Genomic DNA, 23509 nt, shown 5'->3' on the forward strand with positions numbered 1-23509 from the left:
GGCATCGCTCTCGCCATGACTCGTCCGTCACAGCTCTCCCGCCCGAGCCCTCCCGGAACGAGAAGAACCATGACACCTATCGCCCGACTGCTGACCACCGTCCTCGCCGGGCTCGCCCTATTCCTCTCCCTCGGCGCCTGGTCGCTGAGCTCTCCGGTCGGGGCCGCACCCGACGACGACTTCCACCTCGCCAGCATCTGGTGCGGTGACGGCGTCCGGGAGGGACTGTGCGAGCCGGGCTCCGACGCGAAGCACTGGCAGGTCCCGAACAAGATCATCCAGTCGACCTGCTATGCGTTCCATCCCGAGGTCAACGCGTCCTGCCAGGGTCCCGGATACCTGGACGAGGGCTTCCGCCTCGCGGAGACGGATCGCCTCAATGCGGGTTCCCACCAGTACCCGCAGGGGTTCTACTGGTGGATGTCGCACCTGGCGGGTGACAATGTCGCGGCGTCCACGATCGCGATCCGGCTCGTGAACGCCGCCCTGTTCTCCGTGCTCATGGTCGGCACCTGGCGCCTGCTCCCCCGTCGGTTCCGCTTCACCCTCTCCGCCGGTGCGGCGCTGACCGCCGTGCCCCTGGCGATGTTCCTCATCCCGTCGGCCAACCCCAGCAGCTGGTCGATCATCTCGATGGCGATCATGTTCCCCGCGATGCTCGGCTACCTGGCATCCCGCGGCTGGCGTGCGGTCGCCCTCGGCGGGATCACGGTCCTGTCCGCCCTGCTCGGACTCGGCGCCCGGGGCGACAGCGCGGCATATGTCGTGGTGGCGGTGTGCGCGGCCCTGGTGCTCTCCTTCCGCCGCGAGCGGGACTTCTTCCTGCGCGCTCTCCTGCCCGTCGCCCTGGTCGTGCTGGCCGTGGTGGCCTTCCTCGGAGCCGGCCAGACCGGACTCGCGATCGGCGGGATGGGGCACACGCCGGCGACGAGCTCGCGGGCCGCCCTGATCCTCGCCAACCTGCTCGCGATGCCCAACCTCTGGGCGGGCATCTACGGACTCGGCTGGGGCCTGGGCTGGCTCGACACGCTGCTCCAGCCCGTCGTCTGGGCGGGGGCGCTGCTCAGCGTGTGCGGCGTGCTCTTCGTCGCCTTCCGCTGGCAGGGCTGGCGCAAGCTCGTCGCCGTCCTCGGCGTCGCTGCCGCAGCCCTCATCGTGCCGCTCTACATCCTCGTCTCGAGCAATGTGGTGGTCGGCTACGAGGTGCAGCCGCGCTACATCCTCCCGCTGCTCACCCTGCTCATCGCGACGGTCCTCGCGCCCTCCGAGGCGCCGGGCGGCCGGGAGCGCACGGGCATCCTGCTCTCCGGTCCCCAGGTCTGGTTGATCGCGGGGCTGCTCAGCGTCGCGAACGCGGTGGCCCTCTACGGCAACATGCACCGCTACACCGGTCAGGGGACGATGCGGCTGAGCGGCCAGGTCGCCTGGTGGTGGCATTCGGCTCCCACGCCGCTGATCACCTGGGTGATCGGCGCGGGCGCCTTCGCCGTGACCATGGCCGTGTTCGCGCGCTCCGCCACGCTGCGCGCCCGCTCGGACGCCCCCGCAGGGCCCTCCGGCTCCGCGGGCGAGAGCATCCCCGTCGCCCCCTCTGCGGATGCCGCCCCCGGCGCCTCCCGCGACGCGACCGGCACCGCCTCCGCCACGGCGTCGCCCGAGTCGTCGCCGCGGACCGCCTAGACTCCAGGGGTGCTGACCCGCCTGCGACGACTCTGGCGCGCCGCGCGCTCCCTGCCCGTGCTGCGCCCGCTGCTCGGCGCGGCGGATCGGCTCTGGTGGGCGCGGACGATCCGTCGCGCCCGGGTCGTCGACGTCGCGTACGTCGCACTGCAGCTGGGCAGGGCCGTCTCGCCGCGCGGCGCGGTCCGCGCCTATGTCACCGGCGGCTTCCGACGGGGACTGAGCCTGAATCCGCTGTTCTCCGAGCGCCTCGTCTCAGAGCAGCTCCCGGACTCGGCGCGGGTGCCCGCGCTGTACGCGTACCTGGTGACCGACCCCGCACGCATCGACACATCGCTCGCCTGGGACGCCCCCGCGCACGCCGCGCGCGCGGATTCCGCAGCCGTCCCCGGCTCCCCGCTCGCATCGGCGTGGCGCGCGCTGGAGGCGGGCGCGTCCGTCCCGCTCCGCGGCGGAGCACGGGTCGATCTGGCCGACCTGCACGCAGCCGCACGGTCCGTGCTGGAGGGCTCGGCCGACGCGTCGCCGGTCGACCTCACCGGCGCATCCCTCGTGCTGCGATGGACCCTCGACGCCGCCGACGCGGATGCGGCGGCGCTGCGCGCCCCCCTCGAGGTGCTCGACGCGGAGGGCGCAGACCGGGACTCGCGGCGGCTCGTGCTGGCGGTCGGCGACGCCCCCGCCGACGTGCGCCTCCTCGCCGCGCAACTCGCGCTCGGCGACCCTCGGATCGTGCTGACCGAGCGCATCTCCGACTCCCCCGGCGCCGTCGCCGCCGGGGTCCGGGTGATCGAACGCGACCCCGGTGGGATCCTCGACGCCGCGTCGCTGCACGCACTCGTCTCGGCCTCCGGCGGCCCGGTCGCGCCGATCTGGCTCGGACCCGACGGCACTCTCGTGTCCGCCGGCATCCTCGTCCGCGACGGGCGCCCCTGGCGCGCCTGGTCCGGGCACCCCCGCGAAGACGTCGAAGGCGCCGCGGCGGAGATCGCCGTCGCGGCCCTCGACGCACCGGTGCGCGCCTACACGGCAGGACGGGACGGAGAGCCCCGCACCCTCACGGCGGCGGCGGTGCGCGGCCGGGCGCCGTCACGTCCCCCGCTGATGCCCGCGGACGCCGAGGACTCCCCCGCACCGGCTGCCCGGCGCGGGCTCGTCCTGTCGCCCCCCGGCGATGTGCCGCGGATGCTCCGCCATCCCGAGTCCTTCGCTCTCCCCGACGGGACCGTGGTGCCTCGGCTGCGCTGGGCCATCAAGACCGGGGCGCCGGCCGGACCGCGTGGCGAGTCCTGGGGCGAGACGCACTTCGCCCGCTCGCTCGCCGCCGCTCTGGAACGGTTCGGTCAGTACGCGGCCGTGGACGCGCGCCCCGCCCTCGCGCGGGCGACGGGAGACCTCGACGACGTCGTGCTGTCCCTGCGGGGCCCGCACGAGCTGGCGCTTCCGCCTGCCGCCCATCGCCTCCTGTGGATCATCAGCCACCCCGACGAGGTCACCGCCGAGGAGGTCCGCGACGCCGACACGGTCTACGCGGCTTCGGCGCCGTGGGCGCGCCGGGCGACCGAGCGATTCGGCGTTGCCGTGCGGCCGCTTCTGCAGTGCACCGACGCGCACCGGTTCCGTCCGCAGGGGCTGCCGCGCACCGCGGACCTCGTCTTCGTCGGCACGGCACGGGGGATCGCCCGCCCCTCGGTCGTCGAACCGGTGCGGGCGGGCCGCCCGGTCCGCGTGTACGGCCCGGACTGGCGCGGTTACATCCCCGGCTCGGCGATCGCCGCGACGCACATCGCCAACGACCGTCTCCCGGCCGTCTACGAGGCCGCCGGCGCCGTCCTCAACGACCACTGGCCCGCCATGCAGCGCGAGGGGTTCGTCTCGAACCGCCTCTTCGACGTGGTCGCGGCGGGAGGCAGGGCGATCAGCGACGAGGTCGACGGGATCGCCGAGCTGTTCGGATCCGCGGTTCGCACCTACGCCGACGTGCCGGCGTTGCTCGAGCTCACCGCGGCGCCGCTCGACACGCATTTCGGGACGGACGCGGAGATCGCGGAACGATCCGAGCGGATCCGCGCCGAGCACTCCTTCGACGCGCGGGCGCGCACGCTCCTCGACGATGTGATGGCCGCCGCTGCCCGCATCTGACCCGATCGGTCGTTCCGTGTCCCGCGACGCGAGCCAGTAGCATCGAAGGACCTGTCCCGCTTCAGGGCCGTCCAGTTTCAGGGAGCATCTGTGCGCGTACTCGTCACCGGCGGAGCCGGCTACATCGGATCCCACACGGTCCTCACCCTCCTCGAGCGGGGCGACGATGTCATCGTCGTGGACAACTTCGCGAACAGCTCCCCGGAATCCCTCGAGCGCGTGGCCCGCATCACGGGGCGGCACGCGACGGTGCACCGCCTGGACGTCGCCGACCGGGAGGCGCTGGACGCCGTCTTCGCCGCCGAGCGTCCCGACGCCGTGATCCACTTCGCGGGGCTCAAAGCGGTCGGCGAGAGCGTGGCGCAGCCGCTGCGCTACTACTCCGAGAACCTCGGGACGACGTTCTCGCTCCTGGCGGCGATGGACCGGCACGATGTGCGCACCCTCGTGTTCTCCTCGTCCGCGACGGTGTACGGCGACCACCAGCCGGCGCCGTATCGGGAGGACGGCGGCCTGCTCGGCTCCACCAACCCCTACGGCGAGACCAAGGTGATGCTGGAGCGCGTCCTCACGGACGTCGCACAGGCCGATCCGCGCTGGCGCATCGCCCTGCTGCGCTACTTCAACCCCATCGGCGCGCATGAGAGCGGCCTCATCGGGGAGGATCCCCGGGGGATCCCCAACAATCTCGCGCCCTACGTCGCCCAGGTCGCGGTCGGCCGGCTCGCGGAGGTGGGCGTGTTCGGCGACGACTACGCCACCGCGGACGGCACCGGGGAGCGCGATTACATCCACGTCGTCGACCTCGCCGAAGGGCACGTCGCCGCGCTCGAGCACCTGCGCGACCACGAGGGCGTCCGCGCCTGGAACCTGGGCACGGGCCGGGCCACCTCGGTGCTCGAGCTCATCGCGGCCTTCGAGGCCGCCTCCGGGCGTCCGATCCCCTCGCGCGTGCTGCCCCGCCGCGACGGCGACCTCGCGCAGGCCTGGGCCGACACGACGCGCGCCGCGGAGGAGCTCGGCTGGCGCGCGTCCCGCGGCATCGCCGAGATGGCGCGGGACGCCTGGCGCTGGCAGTCCGCGAATCCGAACGGCTACGACGCCGCGAGCTGAGCCCCGGGGTCAGCCGGCGAGGGCGACGCGGGCGGAGACACTGCCCACGCTGGAACCCCCGCCGCGCACCGAGAACATGATGCCCTGCGACAGGCCGTGCGAGCTCGGCTCGCTGACGCCCGCCGCGTTGGCGTTCACGTAGTACTGCCCCTCGCCGAGGTGCACGCTCTCGATGGTGAGGTCGACGGACTGCGGTCCGTCGATCGGATCGAGGGTGACCCCGATCATCTCGGTGTTGCTGGCGAGCACCATCTGCCCCAGCGGGGTGTCGATGCTGAACCCGACCTCCCAGCGTTCGATCCGGTGGAGTCCGTCGACGTTGATGCGGATGGTGAGCGCATCATCGATCCCGATCTCGGAGGTGGGCTCGCCGGCGGCGTCGAGGAGCTCGATGCTCTTGACCTGGATGGGGTGCTGCGTCTCGTCCGGCGCGGCCTCGTCCGCACGGCGCCCCTCCAGCACATTGCGCAGCGCCCGCACCGCCTCGTTGGTGTCCCCGTCGAAGACGACCTCGCCGTGGCTCAGGACGATGCCGCGGTCGCAGAGCTCCTGCACCTGGTTGGCGGCGTGGCTGACCAGGATGATGGTGCGTCCCTCCTGGCGGAACTGCGCGATGCGCTCCATGCACTTGCGCTGGAAGGCCTCGTCGCCCACGGCGAGGACCTCGTCGACGAGGAGGATGTCGGGATCCGTGTGCACCGCGACCGCGAAGGCGAGGCGGACGTACATGCCGGACGAATAGAACTTGACCGCGGTGTCGATGAACTCGCCGATGCCGCTGAAGGCGAGGATGTCGTCGAAGCGCGCGGTGATCTGCTCCCGGCTGAGCCCGAGCAGCGAGGCGTTGAGGTAGACGTTCTCCCGCCCGCTCAGGTCGGGGTGGAATCCGGCTCCGAGTTCGAGCAGGGCCGCCATCCGCCCGCGGGTCTGCACGGTGCCGCGGGTCGGCGAGACGATGCCGCCGATGAGCTTGAGCAGGGTGGACTTGCCGGATCCGTTCGCACCCAGCAGACCCACGGTCGTCCCGGCCTCGATCGCGAGCGTCACGTCGCTGACGGCCGTGAACGTCGAGCGGTGCTCCTCGCCGAGCCTGCCGAAGTGGACGATCCTGTCCTTGAGGCTGTTGTCCTTGCGGACGCGGAACTCCTTCACCACGCCGTTCAGGCGGACGATGTCGGGACGGTTGTCGTTGTCGGTCATCACAGCTCCTGCGCGAAGTTCCCCTGCATCCGGGTGAACGCACGGTGCGCCCCCCAGAGCAGGACGACGCCGATCACGGCAGCGATCAGCATGCGGAGTCCGAGGTTCGCCGGATAGTCGGCGTCGGTGCCCGCGCCCCAGAAGGCGCGGTGGAAGCCCAGCACGCCGATCGTGAGGGGATTGGCCGCGTACACCTCGAGGATCCAGGTCGGCAGGTGGAAGCGCTCCAGGGCGCTGCGGACCATGGAGTACGAGTACACGATCGGGGACGCCCACATCGCGAGCATCATCACGACCTCGGTGAGGTACTGGATGTCGCGCAGGTACACGTTCAGCGCGGCGAGCAGCAGGCCGATCGCGACCCCGTAGACGATCACCACGAACAGCGACGGGAAGAACCAGAGCATCTCCACGGGTGCCGGAAGCGCTCGGAAGCCGATCGCGGCGACCAGCAGCACGAGCAGCTGGACGAGGAACATGAATCCCGCCGCGCCGATGCTGGCGAGCGGGAACACCTCCCGCGGGACGTAGATCTTCTTCACCAGCCCGGCGTTGCCGACGATGGATCCGGTCGCGCCGAACACCATGTCGCTGAAGAAGCCGAAGATCGTGAGTCCGGAGAAGAGGTAGATCGCGAAGTTCGGGACCCCCTCCGCCGCGCGCAGGAACTGCCCGAGCACGAGGTAGTACATCAGGAACTGGATCAGCGGGCGGATCACCGTCCAGAGGAATCCGAGCACGCTGTCCCGGTAGCGCGCCTGGAGGTCGCGACGGACCAGGAGGAACAGCAGCTGGCGGCGCGAGATGATCTCGCGGATCTTGCCGCCGCGGACGCGCAGCCCGCGGGCGTCGATCGTGGAGAACGGCTCGGCGGCGACGCGCGCGAATCTTTCCGTCGTGTCCAATGTGCTCATACTTCCGTGATTCCCGTCTCAGAGGGCTGCGGTTGCGGATCCGGCACGGTCATCATCGACCGAGGACCCGCCGCAGGGCCGTCCGCGGTCTCCTGACCGCTCGGGCGACCTTGCCGACGATGCTCGGTGAGGCCATGACGCTGCGCAACCGCGCGCCGGTTCCGGGAAAGTTGACGCGCATGTACATTCTCGCAAAGTCGCGCGCCGATCCGGTACCGACGAACCCGGCCTTGCGGATGAGCTCGATCTGCTCGTAGGCGTAGCCGGGCGTGGTCGCCGAGAGCTCGTCCAGCAGGAAGTCCATCGTCGTGTGGCTGAGCGCCATGTACTCCGCCGTCGCGACCGTGCGCACGTGATACCCGAGCTCCCCCGCCGCGTACACCGGCAGCCGCTCGAGGATGTGCGCGAGGCCGCCGTCGCGATACGCCTCCGCCCCGCCGAAGTCGGCGAAGGTCCAATCGTGCTCGAGCAGGATCCGCAGGGCCTCGGGACGACCGATGTACATGGATCCGAACGGCGCGAGCGGCGACACGTCGTCCAGCGGGACGCGGATGCCGAGCTCATCGCAGAGAGCCTGGGCGCCCTCCTTGTTCACGGACCAGCCCCGGCCCAGCGTGGGGTAGCCGATGTGGATCATCGGGGGGAAGACGAGCCCGAGCCCGGGCTCGCGCTGGAACAGCGCCACGAGGTTGGCGGTGTAGCCCGGCCCGTCGAGGAGGTTGAGGAACTGCTGCTCCTTGAAGTGGCGCCCGATGTTGAACCCGTCCTGCGGTGTCTTCTTCGAGTGGATCTTCACGAAGAGGTCGTAGCGGCCCGAGAGCAGCACGTCGCGGCAGGCGATGAGGAACGCGCTCTGGTCACGGCCGTCGTTCGACTCCAGCACTCGGACCTCGACCTCGCCCCTGGCGTGCCCGCGGCGGCGGATCGCCTCGCGGACGCCCTCGGCGCGATCGGGATCGGGGGTGGTCACGACGAGGTCGTAGCCGCCGGGGAGCGTATCGGCGCGATCGAGCATCTCGTCCGTCATCTCGACGTAGAAGATGTGCGCGAGCACGACCGTGCGCAGCGGGTGCGCCGGGTCGTAGGACACGTCGGCGTCCGGCAGCACCTCGAGCGCAGCCGCGTCCGTGTTCAGATCCTTCGGGGGGATGGTCCGCGCGGCGTGCTGCCAGAACAGCTCCATCGGATACCCCAGCTCAGCCGCCTTCTCCAGCGTCCACCGGCCGACGACCGCATGGCGATCCAGGTAGGGCGGCCACTGCAGGAAGGGCCGCCGCTTCAGGATCGGGCACCCGGCGTCCAGCAGCGCCTCTGCCCGATAGAGCGAGGGGTTCTTGGTGCCGATCTCGGCGGCCGGGTAGGCGACGTCGTGGGTGAAGCCGGCGTCGGCGAACACCTCCGTGAACACCGCCTCATGCTTGAGCACCGCATCGAAATACGTCGGCATCTCCGGCAGCTCCGCCCAATACCGCCGCCACGCCTCCGACAGGAACATCTCCCGCCGCACCGCGATCCAGAACGACTGCAGATGATACGGAAGAACACCCTTCCCCGTGAACGGATTCGGCTCCTGCCGCACATGATCCGTCATGCCCCAGAAATGAACCGGCCGCCCCGCCATCCGATCCAACACCGGACCGAACGACCCCACCGGACCGAACCACGTGTCATTCGTCAGCAGAACCTCATCGAACTCCGCGATCGACTCCCCCACATGATCCAGAGCCTCCTTGTGCGCCCAGATGTCGAACCCCGCATTCGAACGCACCAGGATCTCATCCGACACCGGCTCCAGCTTGGCCCGACCCTCCTCCGACAGAGAACCGTTCACCACCACCAGAACCCGCGACCCCTGCTCCCGCAACCCCGCCAGAGCAAAAGGAACGAAATCCTCCACACCCCCACGCCGATCCCACACCACATACACGACCAACCGACGACCACCCACAGGAAAAACCACCGGCACGGCTGCCTCAGTCATCGCGACCCCCCTTGACCGTCCGCACCGCGGCCTTGGCCGTACGCAGCCCGAATCGGGCGAACCGCCCGATCGGGTGCAGCACCGGGTGCAGACGGAGCACCACGTCACGGTGATTGATGTTCATGTACATCCGCAGCATCGCCACCGCACCGCCCGTCCCGAACCAGCCGGCCCGGTGCAGGAACTGGATCTGCTCCAGCGGGTAGCCGGGAGTGGTGGAGGCGAGCTGATCGACCTTGTACTCCATCGAGGTGTGGCTGATCGCCGCGTGCTCGCCGGTGATCACCGTCCGGGTGTGGAAGCCGTCCTCCCCGGCCGCATAGGAGACGAGCCGCTCCATGACCTTCGCGAGCGCCGGTACGGCCTTCGAGGTCGGCTTCGCGTAGTCGGCGGGACGGAATCCGGCCTCCACCAGGCGCCGGATCGCCTGCGGCCGCCCGATCCACATGCCGCCGTACGGCGCGAGGGGCGAGATGCCGTCGAGCGGAACCTGGATCCCGAGGCTCTCGCAGATCTGCTTCGCCCGGGGCAGGTAGAACGACCAGGCACGCCCCGGGAGGGTGTAGCCGACGTGCATCATCGGCGGGTAGACCACGCCGAGTCCCGGCTCCTTGGCGAACAGCGCGAGCACGTTGCGGACGTAGCCGGGCGAGTTCAGCAGGTTCTCCAGCTGGTAGCGGGAGAAGTAGCGCCGCGCGTTCGCGGACCGCTGCCTCGGGGTGCGACCATGCACCTTGACGATCAGGTCGTAGCGGTCTTCGGCGAGCACGTCCCGGCAGCCGATGAGCAGCGCGCTCATGTCGCGCCCCTCCGGCGGGACCACGCGGACATCGACGGCGGCCAGCCCGGTCAGGCCGAGCCCTGCCACGGCTGCGCCGACCTCCTCGACGGCTCCGGCGTCGGTCAGGGTGACGTACAGGTCGAACGGATGCGGGATCGCCCGCAGGGCACCGATGACGCGGGGGACGTCGTCGGTCTTGGTCAGGTGCGCCACCGCGGCGAGGCGGGGCGGGTGCTCCGGATCGGGCTCCCGCGCCTCGTCGGAGAGGACCTCGAGCATGCCGGCATCGGTGTTGAGCACCTTGGGCTGGACGTTGCGCGCCAGGTTGCGCCAGACGAGGTCGACCGGGTAGCCGTGCCGGGCCATCGCCGAGACCACCCGGCGCCCGCTCACCGCGTGGCGGTTGAGGAACGGCGGATAGTGGAAGAGCGGACGGCGCTTGACGAGCGGGCAGCCGTCGTCGACGAGGAGATCGGCGTTGAACAGCGCAGGGTGCTCGGTCGGGTAGTCGCTCTCCGGGTAGGCGACGTCGTGGGTGAAGCCGGCGTCGGCGAACACCTCCGTGAACACCGCCTCATGCTTGAGCACCGCATCGAAATACGTCGGCATCTCCGGCAGCTCCGCCCAATACCGCCGCCACGCCTCCGACAGGAACATCTCCCGCCGCACCGCGATCCAGAACGACTGCAGATGATACGGAAGAACACCCTTCCCCGTGAACGGATTCGGCTCCTGCCGCACATGATCCGTCATGCCCCAGAAATGAACCGGCCGCCCCGCCATCCGATCCAACACCGGACCGAACGACCCCACCGGACCGAACCACGTGTCATTCGTCAGCAGAACCTCATCGAACTCCGCGATCGACTCCCCCACATGATCCAGAGCCTCCTTGTGCGCCCAGATGTCGAACCCCGCATTCGAACGCACCAGGATCTCATCCGACACCGGCTCCAGCTTGGCCCGACCCTCCTCCGACAGAGAACCGTTCACCACCACCAGAACCCGCGACCCCTGCTCCCGCAACCCCGCCAGAGCAAAAGGAACGAAATCCTCCACACCCCCACGCCGATCCCACACCACATACACGACCAACCGACGACCACCCACAGGAAAAACCACCGGCACGGGAAGGGAAGTCATGAGGCGCATCAGCTCCGGATAAGAACACGGGTCGTCCGGTCGTCGCGTCCTGCACGACGACCGCGGATCATCCTAGATCGTGGCGGTTCAGCGACCCTGGGCGAGGGCCTTGAGCAGGTACGCGCCGTAGCCGCTCTTGATGAGGGGCTCCGCACGCTCGCGCAGCTCGTCGTCGGTGAGGAAGCCCATGCGCCAGGCGACCTCCTCCGGGCAGCCGATCGAGAGCCCCTGTCGCTTCTCCACGGTGCGGATGAAGTCGGTCGCCTCGGCGAGGGAGTCGAAGGTCCCCGTGTCCAGCCAGGCCGTGCCGCGGGTGAGCAGCTGCACCTGCAGCTTGCCGCGATCGAGGTACTCGCGGTTCACGTCGGTGATCTCGAGCTCGCCGCGCGGAGAGGGCTTCAGGTTCTTCGCGATCTCGATCACGTCGTTGTCGTAGAAGTAGAGACCCGGCACGGCGTAGTTGCTCTTGGGCTGGGCCGGCTTCTCCTCGAGGGAGACCACCCGTCCCGCATCGTCGAACTCGACCACGCCGTAGGCGGTCGCGTCGTCCACCCAGTAGCCGAACACGACGCCGCCGTCGAGCTCGGTGTACTGACGCAGCTGCGTGCCCATCCCCTGGCCGTAGAAGATGTTGTCGCCGAGCACGAGGGCCGCCGAGTCGGATCCGACGTGCTCCTCCCCGAGGATGAACGCCTGCGCGAGTCCGTCCGGAGAGGGCTGCGTCTTGTACGTGATGGAGACGCCAAAGCGCGAGCCGTCGCCGAGGAGGCGCTCGAACGCCTCTGCATCGTGGGGCGTGGTGATCAGCAGGATGTCGCGGATCCCCGCCAGGATGAGCGTCGACAGCGGGTAGTAGATCATCGGCTTGTCGTAGACAGGGACGAGCTGCTTCGACGTGCCGAGGGTGATCGGGTGCAGCCGGGAGCCGGTGCCACCGGCCAGGATGATTCCACGCATGGAGCCATTCTCCCCCATCCGCCCCGTCATCCTGGGAATTCGCCCCCGCTGCCGCACCGGTGCGGCCCCGACGCCCCACTACCCTGGAAGTCATGCAGAGACTGCTCGTCACCGGCGGGGCCGGCTTCATCGGTTCGAACTTCGTCCACCACGTCGTGGAGAACACCGAACACCACGTCACCGTGCTGGATGCGCTCACCTACGCCGGCAACCGCGCCTCCCTCGACGGTCTCCCCGCCGACCGGGTGACCTTCGTGCACGGCGACATCACCGATGCCGAGCTCGTGGACACGCTGTTCGCCGACGCCGACGCCGTCGTCCACTACGCGGCCGAGTCGCACAACGACAACTCGCTGCACAGCCCCCGTCCGTTCCTGGACACGAACATCGTCGGCACGTACACGCTGCTCGAAGCGGCCCGCAAGCACGACCGCCGGTTCCACCACATCTCCACGGACGAGGTCTACGGCGACCTCGAGCTCGACGACCCGGAGCGGTTCACCGAGAGCACCCCGTACAACCCCTCCTCCCCGTACTCGTCGACGAAGGCCGGATCCGATCTGCTCGTGCGCGCCTGGGTGCGCTCGTTCGGCGTGCGTGCGACGATCTCGAACTGCTCGAACAACTACGGCCCCTACCAGCACGTGGAGAAGTTCATCCCGCGTCAGATCACCAACGTGATCCGCGGCATCCGGCCCAAGCTCTACGGCGCCGGCGAGAACGTGCGCGACTGGATCCACGCGAACGATCACTCCTCCGCCGTGATGACGATCCTGGAGAAGGGCGCCATCGGCGAGACCTACCTGATCGGCGCCGACGGCGAGCGGAACAACAAGGACGTCGTCGAGCTCATCCTCGAGCAGATGGGCCAGCCCCGCGACGCCTACGACCACGTCACCGATCGCGCCGGGCACGACCTGCGCTACGCGATCGACTCGGCCAAGCTCCGCACCGAGCTCGGCTGGGCCCCGCAGTACGCCGACTTCGAGTCCGGGCTCGCCGCGACCATCGACTGGTACCGGGCCAACGAGGCCTGGTGGGCGCCCTCGAAGGACGCCACCGAGGCCTTCTACGCCACCAAGGGACAGTGATGACCGTCGAGTTCGGCAAGCAGCTCCAGGTCGTCGAGACGCCCATCCCGGGCATGATCGTCCTCGAGCTGCCGGTGCACGGCGATGCGCGCGGATGGTTCAAGGAGAACTGGCAGCGCGAGAAGATGACCGCGCTCGGCCTCGCGGACTTCGGCCCGGTGCAGAACAACATCTCGTTCAACGACGCCGTCGGCACGACGCGCGGCATCCATGCGGAGCCCTGGGACAAGTGGGTCTCGGTCGCGACCGGACGCATCTTCGGCGCCTGGGTGGATCTGCGCGAGGGCGAGAGCTTCGGCACCGTCTTCACGATCGAGCTGGATCCTTCGCGTGCGATCTTCGTGCCGCGCGGGGTCGGCAACTCGTACCAGACGCTCGAACCGGACACGGCGTACACCTACCTCGTGAACGACCACTGGTCGCCGGACGCGAGCTACTCGTTCCTGAACCTCGCCGATGAGACGGCCGCGATCGACTGGCCGATCCCGCTCGCCGACGTCGAGATCTCCGAGAAGGACAAGAACCATCCGCGTCTCGCGGACGTCACCCCGATCGCGCCGCGCAAGATCCTCGTGGTCGGCGCGAACGGTCAGCTCGGCCTCGCCCTGCGCGCCGAACTCGGCGAGGCGGCGCACATCGAGTACGCGACGCGCGCGGATCTCGACCTGGCGGACGCGCAGCTCGGCACGGCGCGCCGCTGGCGCGACTACGGCACGATCATCAACGCCGGCGCCTACACGGCCGTCGACCTCGCGGAGACCCCCGAGGGTCGTCGCGACGCATGGACCGCCAACGCCGAGGGCCCTGCGCGCCTTGCCCGCATCGCGGCCGAGAACGGCATCACGCTCGTGCACGTGTCGAGCGACTACGTCTTCGACGGCACGGCCGACCGGCCCTATCGGGAGGACGACGCCCTGGCGCCGCTCGGGGTCTACGGTCAGTCCAAGGCCGCCGGCGACATCGCCGCGGCGACCGCCCCGCGGCACTACATCCTGCGCACGTCGTGGGTCATCGGCGAGGGCAAGAACTTCGTCCGCACGATGGCCTCGCTCGCCGAGCGCGGCATCGACCCGAAGGTCGTCGACGACCAGACCGGCCGCCTGACGTTCACGGACGACATCGCCCGGGCCATCGCGCACCTGCTGCGCACGGAGGCGCCGTACGGCGTCTACAACGTCACCGGGTCCGGCGAGCCCGCCACCTGGGCGGACATCGCGCGCACCGTGTTCTCCGCGACCGGGCACGACCCCGCGCGGATCACCGGCGTGAGCACGGAGGAGTACTTCGCCTCCGCGAGCGCCCCCGTCTCGCCCCGGCCGCGCAACAGCGTCCTCGATCTGACGCGGATCACCGGCACCGGCTTCTCGCCGAGCGATCAGGACGCGGCGCTCGCTCGATACCTGAGCGCCTGAGACCGCGCCGGGCACCCGAGACCGCGCCGGCGCCGCCGCTCACCAGGAGCGTGCGGCGCCGGCGGCGTCCGAGGGCGGAGCGCGGAGGGGTCAGCCCACCGTGACGGAGAGGCAGCGGATCTCGACGTTCCCGCCGGCGCCGTTGTTGATCCCGTAGATGCACACATTGTGCGTGCCGGGCGTCGCGGTCATCTTCGCGGTGAAGCCGTGGTTCGTGCCGGTCCCCGGGTAGGCGGCGGCGACATCGGGGCGCGGTATGTCGGCCGTGAACGCGGCGCCGACGGAGTCCACGTACATGTGCACGGCGATCGGCGACGTCGTGTCAGGATCCAGCGCCCAGCCGCTCACCGTGATCGTGCCCGAGGAACTCGTGACCGCCTCGACGTTGCCGAACGGCACGCGACCGGCATCCACCGTCGGCGCCGACGGCACCGTGACCGAACGGCAGCCGAGCAGGACGTTCCCGCCGGCGCCGTTGTTGATCGCGTAGGCGCAGACGTTGTGCACGCCCGGGGTCGCGGAGACGCTGGCGGTGAATCCGTGGTTCGAGCCTGAGGCCGGATACGCGGCTCCGACGTCGCTCCGCGGCTGATTGGCGGTGTACGCCGCTCCCGCGGCATCGACGTAGACATGCACCGCGATCGGGTCGGCGGTGTCGGGATCGATCGCCCAGCCCGCCGCGGTGATCTTGCCGACGGTCGCGGAGGCGGCCTCGAAGTTCCCGAACGGCGGACGACCCTGATCCACGTTGCCGCCCGCAGTCACCGTCACGGTGCTGCACGCGAACTGCACGTTGCCGCCCACACCGGTGTTGATCCCGTAGACGCACACCGAATGGCTTCCCGGGCCGACCGCCACCGTGGTCGAGAAGCCGTGCTTCGTCCCGTACACCGCATAGGCCGCGGGGATCCCGCTGCGCGTCTGGTCCGCGGTGATCGGCTTGCCGACGCCGTCGACGTACACGTGCACGGGGATCGGATCCACGACATCGGGATCGAGGGCCCAGCCGCTGATCTGGAGGGAGCCGTTCGCCTGCTTGATCTCGTCCACGGCGCCGACCGGGCTGCCCACGAGCGGGGTGACCGTGCGGCATCCGAGGAGCACGTTGCTGCCCGGACCCTGGTTGATCGCATAGACGCAGACGTTCTGGTCGCCGGACGTGGTGACCGGCACCGTCGCGGAGTAGCCGTGCGCCGCTCCTCGGCCGGGATAGGCCGCCGCGACATCGGGGCGATTCGCGTCCGCCGTGACCGGGACGCCGGTCGCGCCCACGTAGACGTGCACCGCGATCGACGAGGTCGTATTGGGATCGAGCGCCCAGCCCGCGACCGCGATCTGCCCCGGCTTGGCCTGCAGCAGCTCGATGTTGCCGAACGGGTTGTCCGCCGCGGGGTTGCTCTGCGTCGATCCGAACCAGTCGGTGAAGTAGTTGTAGAAGTTCCGGTTGCCGTACGCGGAGCAGCCGTCGCCCTCGCCGTACCCGGCCCGCAGAGCGGCGGGGTTGGGCTGATAGGGCGTGTAGTAGTAGAGCGCCGCCGTCGCCTTGTTGGCGATGTAGACCGGACCCGAGCCGCAGCCCTGGTTCGGGTTGTAGAGGATGTTCCAGGTGTTGCCGGGCGCGTACCAGGTGAACCAGCGGCCCTCCATGTAGATCTGCATCTGGCGCGCCGCGCCGTAGATCTGCTGGAAGAAGCCCACGTAGCTCGGGTCGCAGGGCGCGTCGTCGGGGCAGCCCTGCCCCAGGGCGCTGTCGTAGCGCCAGCCGCTCGGCCAGGTGTGCGTGACGAGGCCCTGCTCCTTCTGGAGCATGACGATGAGCACCTGGGGGTTGATGTTGCACGACTGCGAGACGCGGTAGATGATGCTCGCCGCGCTCTCGTTCGCCGTTCCGGAGTATCCGCTGCAGTACGCGTCGGCCGGCCGGTTCTGGGACGTGACGCGGAAGTCCTTGAGACAGGTGTAGCCGCTCTGGCAGCTCGGCACCTTCGCGTTGAAGAAGTTCTGGATCTGGTCCGCCGACATCGTCGACTTGCTCGTGAAGACCGCATCGCTGATGATGTTGCCCGCGTTCCACCCGTCGAGGGTCATCGGACGGACCGAGCTCGCGGCGGCCGGAGCGACGGCGGCGGGGGCGGCCGAGGCGGGTGCGGCGCCGGCGACCGCGGGCGTCAGCAGGGCGAGGACGACGGCGGCGATGACGAGCATGCCGGTCGTCCAGCGTCGGGGCGCATGAGCGCGCACGGGACCCGGGACATGTCCAGTCATGGTGATATTCTGCGGCCCCTCCGCCGGTTTTCCCGGCGGGACACGCACAGATCCGCGCAAGAGCGCGGGCCGAGCCAATCGTCAGAGCTCGGCGTGCAGCGTCCAGACGCGCTCCGCGGAACTGTCCCACGCATAGGCGCGCGATCGATCCGCCGCGAGCACGGAGAGCCGTCGTGCTCCGTCCCCCGCCGCGTCGTGCACCGCGTCGGCGAATCCGTCGGGGCCGACGAGCACGCCCCCCTCGGCGAGCACGTCGCGATGCACCCCGCCGTCGGCGGCGATCACCGGCACGCCGAGGGCCAGCGCCTCGACCATCCGCCACGGCCAGGCCGCGACCTCGTCGGCGGCCGTGAACGCCAGCGCGCCCGCGAGCAGCGCGGCCCGGTCGGGCGTCTCGAGACGCGGGGAGACGTGCACGCGGGGAGCGGGGAGCCCGGCGGACGCGGCGGCCTCGGCGACGGCGGGCGCGGTCCCCTCGGGGGCGTCCCAGACGAACACGTCGGCATCGGCGGCGACCGCCGCGGCGAACACCGGTGTCAGTCCCTCCGCCCTCCCCGTCGCCACGAGATAGCGCGCCGGAGCCCCGAGCGCCGCCCGGCGCTCGGCCGCGTCGAGGGGGATCGAGAAGTCCTCGGCGGCCGCGCCGGGGATCACCCGGATCCGGTCCCCGAAGCGTCCCAGGTCGGCGATCCGCGCGGCCATCGCGTGCGTGGGCACGACGATGGCGTCGGCGTGGCGGACGGCGCGTTTCAGCATGCCGCGCTGCCACAGCGCGCTCGCCCGCGGCACCTGCTCCGGCGACGTCCACGCGCGGAGGTCCCAGACGGTCGCCACGGTCTGGTCGTAGTCGTTGGCCCTGTCGTGCTTCACGAGCGGGGCGAACAGGGTCGGCGCATGGATCATGCCGCCGCCGACTCCGGCGACCATGCCGAGCTGCCAGGCGGCGGCGAGCTCTCGACGGGCGAGCCCGAGCCGGTGCACGGCGCCCACGCCGTCGGACCCGGCGTCGCCGCCGGACGGCACGATCGCCTCGATCTCGCAGCGGGGCGGGGCGGTCCTGGCGAGCGCGTGCATCAGGGAGCGCGACGCCTCGGCCTGATCGGCGTCCACGACGTCGTTCACCTGGTCGAGGACCACCCTGAGCACAGCCATGCTTCGACCCTATCCAGCCGTGGCCGGACCTCGTCCGAGGCGCTCCACGGCCCGCCCGATCAGCTCGTCGGGGTCGGCGACGGCTCCGGGTGCAGAGCCGCCTTCACCTTCGCGTGGATGTCGTTCCAGTCGGGCTCGAACTCGTCCACGCCGTTCGCCGGCGTGAGATCGATCGTGGTGAGCTTCTGCTGCTTCGCCTTCATCATCAGGTCGAAGAACTCGGGCAGCTTGTCCTGGGGCAGGTCGGTGTCGACCGCCGAGGTGCCGGCCGCCGCGATCTCGTTGAAGTGCGTGAGCACGTTCTGCGGGGTGAACTGCTTCAGCAGCGCGTCCTGCAGCTCGCGCTGACGGCGCATCCGGTCGAAGTCGCTGGTCGTGTACCGGGAACGGGCGTACCACTGCGCGGTGTCGCCGTTCATGTGCTGCTGACCGGCCTCGATCCAGCCCGTCGCCCACTCCTCGGCGTTGTCGGAGTTGCCCCACTCCGGGACGTTGCCCTCGGGGAGCCGCTCCTTGACGTCGATGTCGACGCCGCCGAGCGCATCGATGAGCTTCGCGAAGTCGTTCATGTCGAGGAACACGTAGTACGGGATCTTGATCCCCAGCACACCCTCGGCCGCGTCCTTCGTGGCCTCGACCGCAGGACGGGACCCGTGCTTGGTCGCCTCGGGATACAGCGAGGGACCGGTGTGGCACGTCTCGACGGCGTTGGTGAGCTGGTTGATGCCGCTCCCCCAGCCGCACTCCTCATCGTCGTGCGCCTGCAGTCCGTCGGGGTACAGATCGTGCATCGGGCCCGGCGCGAACGGCACGTGCGGCATGTCGCGGGGGATGCCGAAGATGGTGGTCTTGCCCGTCTCGGCGTTCACGGACACCACGGAGATGCTGTCGTAGCGCATGGAGTCGCGCCCCAGCCCGCTGTCCGCGCCGAGCAGCAGGACGTTGTAGTAGCCGTCGCTGGGCGGCAGGCTCGGGCCGCCCGATCCGAACAGGGTGCTGATCGCGTTGCGGCTGGAGCCGACGATGTTCGCGGCCGTGGCGGTGGCGCTCCCGCACAGGGCCAGGACGAGCACCGCCACGAGCGGGATCGCGATCCTCGCGTAGTTCTTGGTGCGCACGAGCCGGACCAGACGCAGGGCATCGAAGGTCAGCACCACCCACAGCACGATGTACGCGAAGCAGAGGACCTGGATGAGGGTCAGCACGAGCCAGCTCACCCAGCCTCCGCCCACCGTCAGCCACAACAGGGCCTGACGCCAGAGCAGGGCGGTCAGCGCGGCCACGACGACGAGCGTCCACATGAGCAGCGTGGCGCCGAGACCGAACCGGCCCAGGCGCCGGTTGCCGGCGAGCACCTGCGCGGAGCCGGGGACCAGCACGTTGAGCGCCACGAGCCACCAGCCCCGGCGGGTCATGACCTCGGGCGAGCCGAAGTCGGGGTCGCGCATCGGCCGCGTGCGGATCAGTCCGGCGCTCGACGCGGAGACGGCGCCGGGCCGGGACAGGAGCTGGGTCACAGGCTGTCCTTCAGCCGCCGGTTCTTCTCCTCGACCTGCGCCTCGAGGTCGCGGGCGTAGGACTCGATCCGATCGGCGAGGGCCGGATCCGCGGTGCCGAGGATCCGGGCCGCGAGGATGCCGGCGTTGCGCGCACCGCCGATCGAGACGGTGGCGACGGGGATCCCCGCGGGCATCTGCACGATCGAGAGGAGCGAGTCCATGCCGTCGAGATAGGCGAGCGGGACGGGGACGCCGATCACGGGCAGCGCCGTCACGGAGGCGAGCATGCCCGGGAGATGGGCCGCTCCCCCGGCGCCGGCGATGATGACCTTCAGCCCGCGCTCGCGCGCCTCGGTGCCGTAGCGGTGCAGCTTCTCCGGCGTGCGGTGCGCGGACACGACCTCGACCTCATGCGGGATGCCGAACTCGGTCAGCGCTTCGGAGGCGGCGCTCATCACGCGCCAGTCGGAGTCGGAGCCCATCACGACGCCGACGAGGGGCGCGGCCGATGCGTGCAGTGTCCCAGTCACCCGTACAGGCTACGGGCGACGGCTGGGAGAACCCCGCTGCGGCGCGCCCCGAGGGCGGACTGCGCTCAGGCGAATGCGGCGGCGGCGGCGCGCGCCTCGGCGAGCACGGCGTCGAGATCGGCTCCGTTCGCGTTCACGTGCCCGACCTTGCGGCCGGGACGCGGCGCCTTGCCGTAGGTGTGCACCTTCGCGTTCGGGCTCGCCGCGAGGGCGGCGGGGACGCGATCGAGCATCCCGGCATCGGCGGGACCGCCGAGGATGTTGATCATCACAGACCAGTCCGCGTGCGGGGTCGTGTCCCCGAGCGGAAGATCGGCGACCGCGCGCAGGTGCTGCTCGAACTGACCGGTGACGGCGCCGTCCTGACTCCAGTGGCCGCTGTTGTGCGGTCGCATCGCGAGCTCGTTCACGAGGATGCGGCCGTCGTCGGTCTGGAACAGCTCGACCGCGAGCATGCCGGTGACGTCGAGCCCTTCGGCGATCTCGCGGCCGATGCGCGCCGCCTCGGCGAGGTGCTCGGCGTCGACACCGGGAGCCGGTGCGATCACCTCGGCGCAGACCCCGCCCTTCTGCACGGTCTCCACGACCGGATACGACACCGACGCGCCACCGGGACGGCGGGCGACCTGCTGGGCGAGCTCGCGCACGAACGGCACGAGCTCCTCGACGAGCAGCGCGTCGCCGTCACCGAGAGCGGAGAACCAGTCCGCCGCCTCCTCGGCCGCGGACACCACCCGCACGCCCTTGCCGTCGTAGCCTCCGCGCGGGGTCTTCACCACGCCGCGCCCGCCGTGCGCGTCCAGGAACTCCTGCAGCTGCGCCGTGTCGGCCACCCGCGCCCAGTCCGGCTGCGGGGCCCCGAGCTCGGCGAGGCGCGCGCGCATGTCGAGCTTGTCCTGGGCGAAGCGCAGGGCGTCGGGCCCGGGATGCACGGCCACGCCGTCGGCGACGAGCGCGCGCAGCACGTCCTGCGGCACGTGCTCGTGGTCGAAGGTGATGACGTCCACGTCGCGGGCGAAGCGGCGCACCGTCTCGAGGTCGCGGTAGTCCCCCACCGCGGTCGCCGCCAGCTGCGCGGACATGCCCTCGTCCTCCGCGAGCACGCGGATCTCGATACCCAGCTCGACCGCCGGAGCGATCATCATCCGCGCCAGCTGTCCGCCGCCGATCACACCCACACGCAACGCCATCGGTTCTCCATTCCTCGGGATCCATTCTTCCGTACGCGCGGAGCAGGATCCCTCGCTGCCTGGGCCCCCGGTCAGGCGCCGAAGCTCGCGGCCTGGGCGTCGCGGTGCGCGAGGATCTGCCCGACCTCGACCTGGTCGGCCAGCGTCTCCTGCACGAGCGCGACGTTCGGAACGTCGCGCAGACGCAGCGGGGCGTCCACGCCGTTCGAGAGCAGGATCGTCCCGGCGCCCACCAGGCGCTGCAGCGCCCCCCGGCGCACCGTGATCGTGTAGCCGCGGGCGTGCGACATCTCGGTGCTGTTGCGGGATCCGATGCCGTCGCGCACGATGACCCGCCGCGTCGTGATCGAGACCCGACGGGAGAGCCAGACGAAGAACGGCACCAGGACGAGCAGCAGCACCACCGCCCCCGCGGCCGCCCACAGCATCCAGTCCTTGGCCCAGCCGGCGACCGGCGCCGGCAGGTTCCCGGTGAAGTACCCCGTGGCGCCGGCGACCGCGATGAGCACGAGGGCGGACCAGAACAGGTGCCGCGCGTGCGGATGGAACCGCGCGATCAGCCGTTCCTCCGCCGGCACGCCGGGCGGCGGCGTCAGGGGCCGCCCGCTCAGACTCACCGGTTGCGTCACGCGTCCATTCTGACCCGTGCCGCCCCCATCCGCGCGGCCCGCGGAGGGTGTGTCCGGACGGGGCCCTACACCACCAGGGCGATCGCGACGCCGTCCCACCCCTTGATGCCGACCGTCTGCAGCGCGGTCGCGTCGAAGCGCGGATCCCGCCCGAGCATCTCGAGCCCCGCGCGGGTGCCCCGCACCTTCGAGTCCGAGGAGCCGGGGTCCACGATGTCGCCGTCCCGGCCGATGTTGTCCAGGACGACCACCGTGCCGGCACGCCCGAGGCGCGCCGCCCAGTCCAGGTAGAGGGTGTTCGACTCCTTGTCCGCGTCAATGAAGACGAGATCGAACGGACCCGGATCCGCGAGGGACGGCAGCACGTCCGCCGCCCTGCCGACCAGGATCTCGACGCGGTCGCCGACGCCCGCCGCGTCGATGCTCGCCCGCGCGACCGCGGCGTTCGCGGGCTCGGCCTCGATCGTGACGACCCTTCCGCCGTCGCCGACCGCGTTCGCCATCCAGATCGTGGAGTAGCCGCCCAGCGTGCCGATCTCCAGGACCCGGCGCGCCCCGCTGATCCGCACCAGCAGGTTCAGCAGCTTGCCGCTCACCGGGGCGACCTCGATCGCCGGCATCCCGGCGTGCTGCTGCGCGGCGAGCGCCGCCTCGAGAGCGGGGTCATGGCCGACCAGGGTGTCGGCGAGGTAGTCGTCGGCGGCGCGCCAGTTCACGGGAGTCGGTTCGGCCATGCGCCCAGCTTCTCCGCTTCCGGCGCGCGGATCAAGGGCGCGGACCGGCGGGCGGCTCCCCCGGTGCTCCGCCCGCCTCCGGCGAGGCCGGCGCGGAGGGATCCGCGCCGATCGGCGGAAGGGTCGAAGGCAGGGTCCGCGGCCGGTCCGCGGCGAGCGCCGGCTGCCGGCGGAACTGCCCGGCGAGGATCAGCACGACGATGACCGCCGCGCCCACGATCCAGCCCGAGACGCCGAGAGGGAGCACGAGAGCCGGATCCGGCTTCGAGCCCGCCGCGAAGAACCAGAGGTACATCCCCGCCGACGCGTTGAAGGAGCCGTGCGCGAACACCGCCGGCCAGATCGACGCGGAGCGCAGCCGCAGCCAGCCGAACAGCACGCCGAGCACGATGCAGCCGCCGGTCATCAGCAGCACGCCGCCGAGGTCGACACGACCGAAGTTGTAGCCGAGCAGGATGATCGGCGCGTGCCAGAGCCCCCAGATCACGCCGCTGATCAGGAGCGCGGGCCACGTGCCCCAGCGCCGCAGCGCGGGAACGAGGAACCCGCGCCAGCCGAGCTCCTCGCCGAACGCGGCGATCGCGTTGACAGTGGCCGCGGCGATCGGGATGCTCGCCGCCTGTGCGGCGATCAGGACGGCCGTGGGCGGCAGCGGCGTGCCGGCGGGGACCTTCTCGGCGATGAGAGCGGCGAACCCCGAGAAGCCGACGAGATCGACCGTCAGCCATCCGCAGAGCACCGCCAGCGCCGTCGACGCCAGGACCAGCAGCGGCGGCACGAGCAGGCCGATCACGACCATCCCGACGACGCGTCCCGCGGGCCGCAGCGGCCAGAGTCCGAGGAACCGGAGCCTGCGGCCCTTCGGAACCGGGCGGAACACCGCCAGGACGATCAGCGCGGCGGCCGCGGGCGTGTACATCATGACGGTCATGAGCGGCACGGCGTACGGCTCGCGCAGTCCGTCGCCGAGCCAGAGCGGCAGCACGACCAGCCAGGCCAGCCCGCACGCCAGCACGATGTAGGCGACGATCGCGCCTGCGCCGAGGCGCACCGGCTGCTCGACCGTGCTCTGCGCGCCGTCGCCCGTCGTCATGCG

General features: G+C 70.7%; 18 protein-coding genes. 5 read left to right on the forward strand and 13 right to left on the reverse strand.

Annotation, left to right across the window (positions count from 1 at the left end):
• Positions 1-69: 69 nt before the first annotated feature.
• The 3 genes from J8G10_RS12300 to galE all read left to right on the forward strand — a co-directional run bounded on the left by J8G10_RS12300 (position 70) and on the right by galE (position 4935).
• Positions 70-1680 (forward strand): DUF2142 domain-containing protein, encoded by a 1611-nt coding sequence (locus J8G10_RS12300; protein WP_251445086.1) that lies wholly within the window; start codon positions 70-72, stop codon positions 1678-1680.
• A gap of 9 nt (positions 1681-1689) precedes the next feature.
• Positions 1690-3822, forward strand: a complete 2133-nt coding sequence (locus J8G10_RS12305; protein WP_251445089.1) for a glycosyltransferase — start codon at positions 1690-1692, stop codon at positions 3820-3822.
• Positions 3823-3912: 90 nt separating this feature from the next.
• On the forward strand, positions 3913-4935 hold the full coding sequence (gene galE / locus J8G10_RS12310) for a UDP-glucose 4-epimerase GalE (RefSeq protein ID WP_251445092.1): 1023 nt from the start codon (positions 3913-3915) through the stop codon (positions 4933-4935).
• Between the two features lie 9 nt (positions 4936-4944).
• Here the strand turns inward: galE and J8G10_RS12315 are convergent, their stop codons facing one another.
• The 5 genes from J8G10_RS12315 to rfbA form a co-directional block, all read right to left on the reverse strand.
• Entirely contained in the window at positions 4945-6135 is a 1191-nt protein-coding gene (locus J8G10_RS12315; protein ID WP_251445095.1) for an ABC transporter ATP-binding protein, read from the reverse strand.
• Positions 6135-7049 carry an ABC transporter permease gene (locus tag J8G10_RS12320; RefSeq protein ID WP_251445098.1) on the reverse strand — a complete coding sequence of 305 codons (915 nt, stop codon included), beginning with the start codon at positions 7047-7049 and terminating at the stop codon, positions 6135-6137. Before J8G10_RS12320 ends, J8G10_RS12315 begins: the two co-directional genes overlap by 1 nt.
• A gap of 52 nt (positions 7050-7101) precedes the next feature.
• Positions 7102-9030, reverse strand: a complete 1929-nt coding sequence (locus J8G10_RS12325; RefSeq protein WP_285814264.1) for a rhamnan synthesis F family protein — start codon at positions 9028-9030, stop codon at positions 7102-7104.
• Positions 9023-10963: a rhamnan synthesis F family protein gene (locus tag J8G10_RS12330; protein ID WP_308220698.1), complete on the reverse strand. Its 1941-nt coding sequence runs from the start codon at positions 10961-10963 to the stop codon at positions 9023-9025. Before J8G10_RS12330 ends, J8G10_RS12325 begins: the two co-directional genes overlap by 8 nt.
• A 78-nt stretch (positions 10964-11041) precedes the next feature.
• Positions 11042-11911, reverse strand: a complete 870-nt coding sequence (gene rfbA / locus J8G10_RS12335; RefSeq protein WP_251445107.1) for a glucose-1-phosphate thymidylyltransferase RfbA — start codon at positions 11909-11911, stop codon at positions 11042-11044.
• A 92-nt stretch (positions 11912-12003) separates the two neighbouring features.
• Here rfbA and rfbB point away from each other — a divergent pair, with 92 nt between their 5' ends.
• Together rfbB and rfbD are read left to right on the forward strand one after the other, a co-directional pair.
• Positions 12004-13002 (forward strand): dTDP-glucose 4,6-dehydratase, encoded by a 999-nt coding sequence (gene rfbB, locus J8G10_RS12340; protein ID WP_251445110.1) that lies wholly within the window; start codon positions 12004-12006, stop codon positions 13000-13002.
• Positions 13002-14414: a dTDP-4-dehydrorhamnose reductase gene (rfbD, locus tag J8G10_RS12345; protein WP_251445113.1), complete on the forward strand. Its 1413-nt coding sequence runs from the start codon at positions 13002-13004 to the stop codon at positions 14412-14414. Before rfbB ends, rfbD begins: the two co-directional genes overlap by 1 nt.
• Before the next feature lie 90 nt (positions 14415-14504).
• Here the strand turns inward: rfbD and J8G10_RS12350 are convergent, their stop codons facing one another.
• The 8 genes from J8G10_RS12350 to J8G10_RS12385 all read right to left on the reverse strand — a co-directional run bounded on the left by J8G10_RS12350 (position 14505) and on the right by J8G10_RS12385 (position 23506).
• Positions 14505-16679, reverse strand: a complete 2175-nt coding sequence (locus J8G10_RS12350) for a hypothetical protein (protein WP_251445115.1) — start codon at positions 16677-16679, stop codon at positions 14505-14507.
• An 81-nt stretch (positions 16680-16760) separates the two neighbouring features.
• Complete coding sequence (locus J8G10_RS12355) at positions 16761-17831, reverse strand: glycosyltransferase (RefSeq protein WP_251445118.1); 1071 nt, start codon at positions 17829-17831, stop codon at positions 16761-16763.
• A gap of 59 nt (positions 17832-17890) precedes the next feature.
• On the reverse strand, positions 17891-19348 hold the full coding sequence (locus J8G10_RS12360) for an LCP family protein (RefSeq protein WP_374208777.1): 1458 nt from the start codon (positions 19346-19348) through the stop codon (positions 17891-17893).
• Positions 19345-19812: a 5-(carboxyamino)imidazole ribonucleotide mutase gene (purE, locus tag J8G10_RS12365; protein WP_251445406.1), complete on the reverse strand. Its 468-nt coding sequence runs from the start codon at positions 19810-19812 to the stop codon at positions 19345-19347. Before purE ends, J8G10_RS12360 begins: the two co-directional genes overlap by 4 nt.
• Before the next feature lie 113 nt (positions 19813-19925).
• On the reverse strand, positions 19926-21050 hold the full coding sequence (locus J8G10_RS12370; protein WP_251445121.1) for a 5-(carboxyamino)imidazole ribonucleotide synthase: 1125 nt from the start codon (positions 21048-21050) through the stop codon (positions 19926-19928).
• 71 nt (positions 21051-21121) lie between these two features.
• Positions 21122-21679, reverse strand: a complete 558-nt coding sequence (locus tag J8G10_RS12375) for a PH domain-containing protein (protein ID WP_251445124.1) — start codon at positions 21677-21679, stop codon at positions 21122-21124.
• 65 nt (positions 21680-21744) lie between these two features.
• On the reverse strand, positions 21745-22413 hold the full coding sequence (locus J8G10_RS12380) for an O-methyltransferase (protein WP_251445127.1): 669 nt from the start codon (positions 22411-22413) through the stop codon (positions 21745-21747).
• Between the two features lie 31 nt (positions 22414-22444).
• Complete coding sequence (locus J8G10_RS12385) at positions 22445-23506, reverse strand: CPBP family intramembrane glutamic endopeptidase (RefSeq protein ID WP_251445130.1); 1062 nt, start codon at positions 23504-23506, stop codon at positions 22445-22447.
• Positions 23507-23509 lie beyond the last annotated feature (3 nt).

Origin of the sequence: Microbacterium sp. USTB-Y (assembly GCF_023703415.1) — a bacterium.
GTDB lineage: Bacteria > Actinomycetota > Actinomycetes > Actinomycetales > Microbacteriaceae > Microbacterium.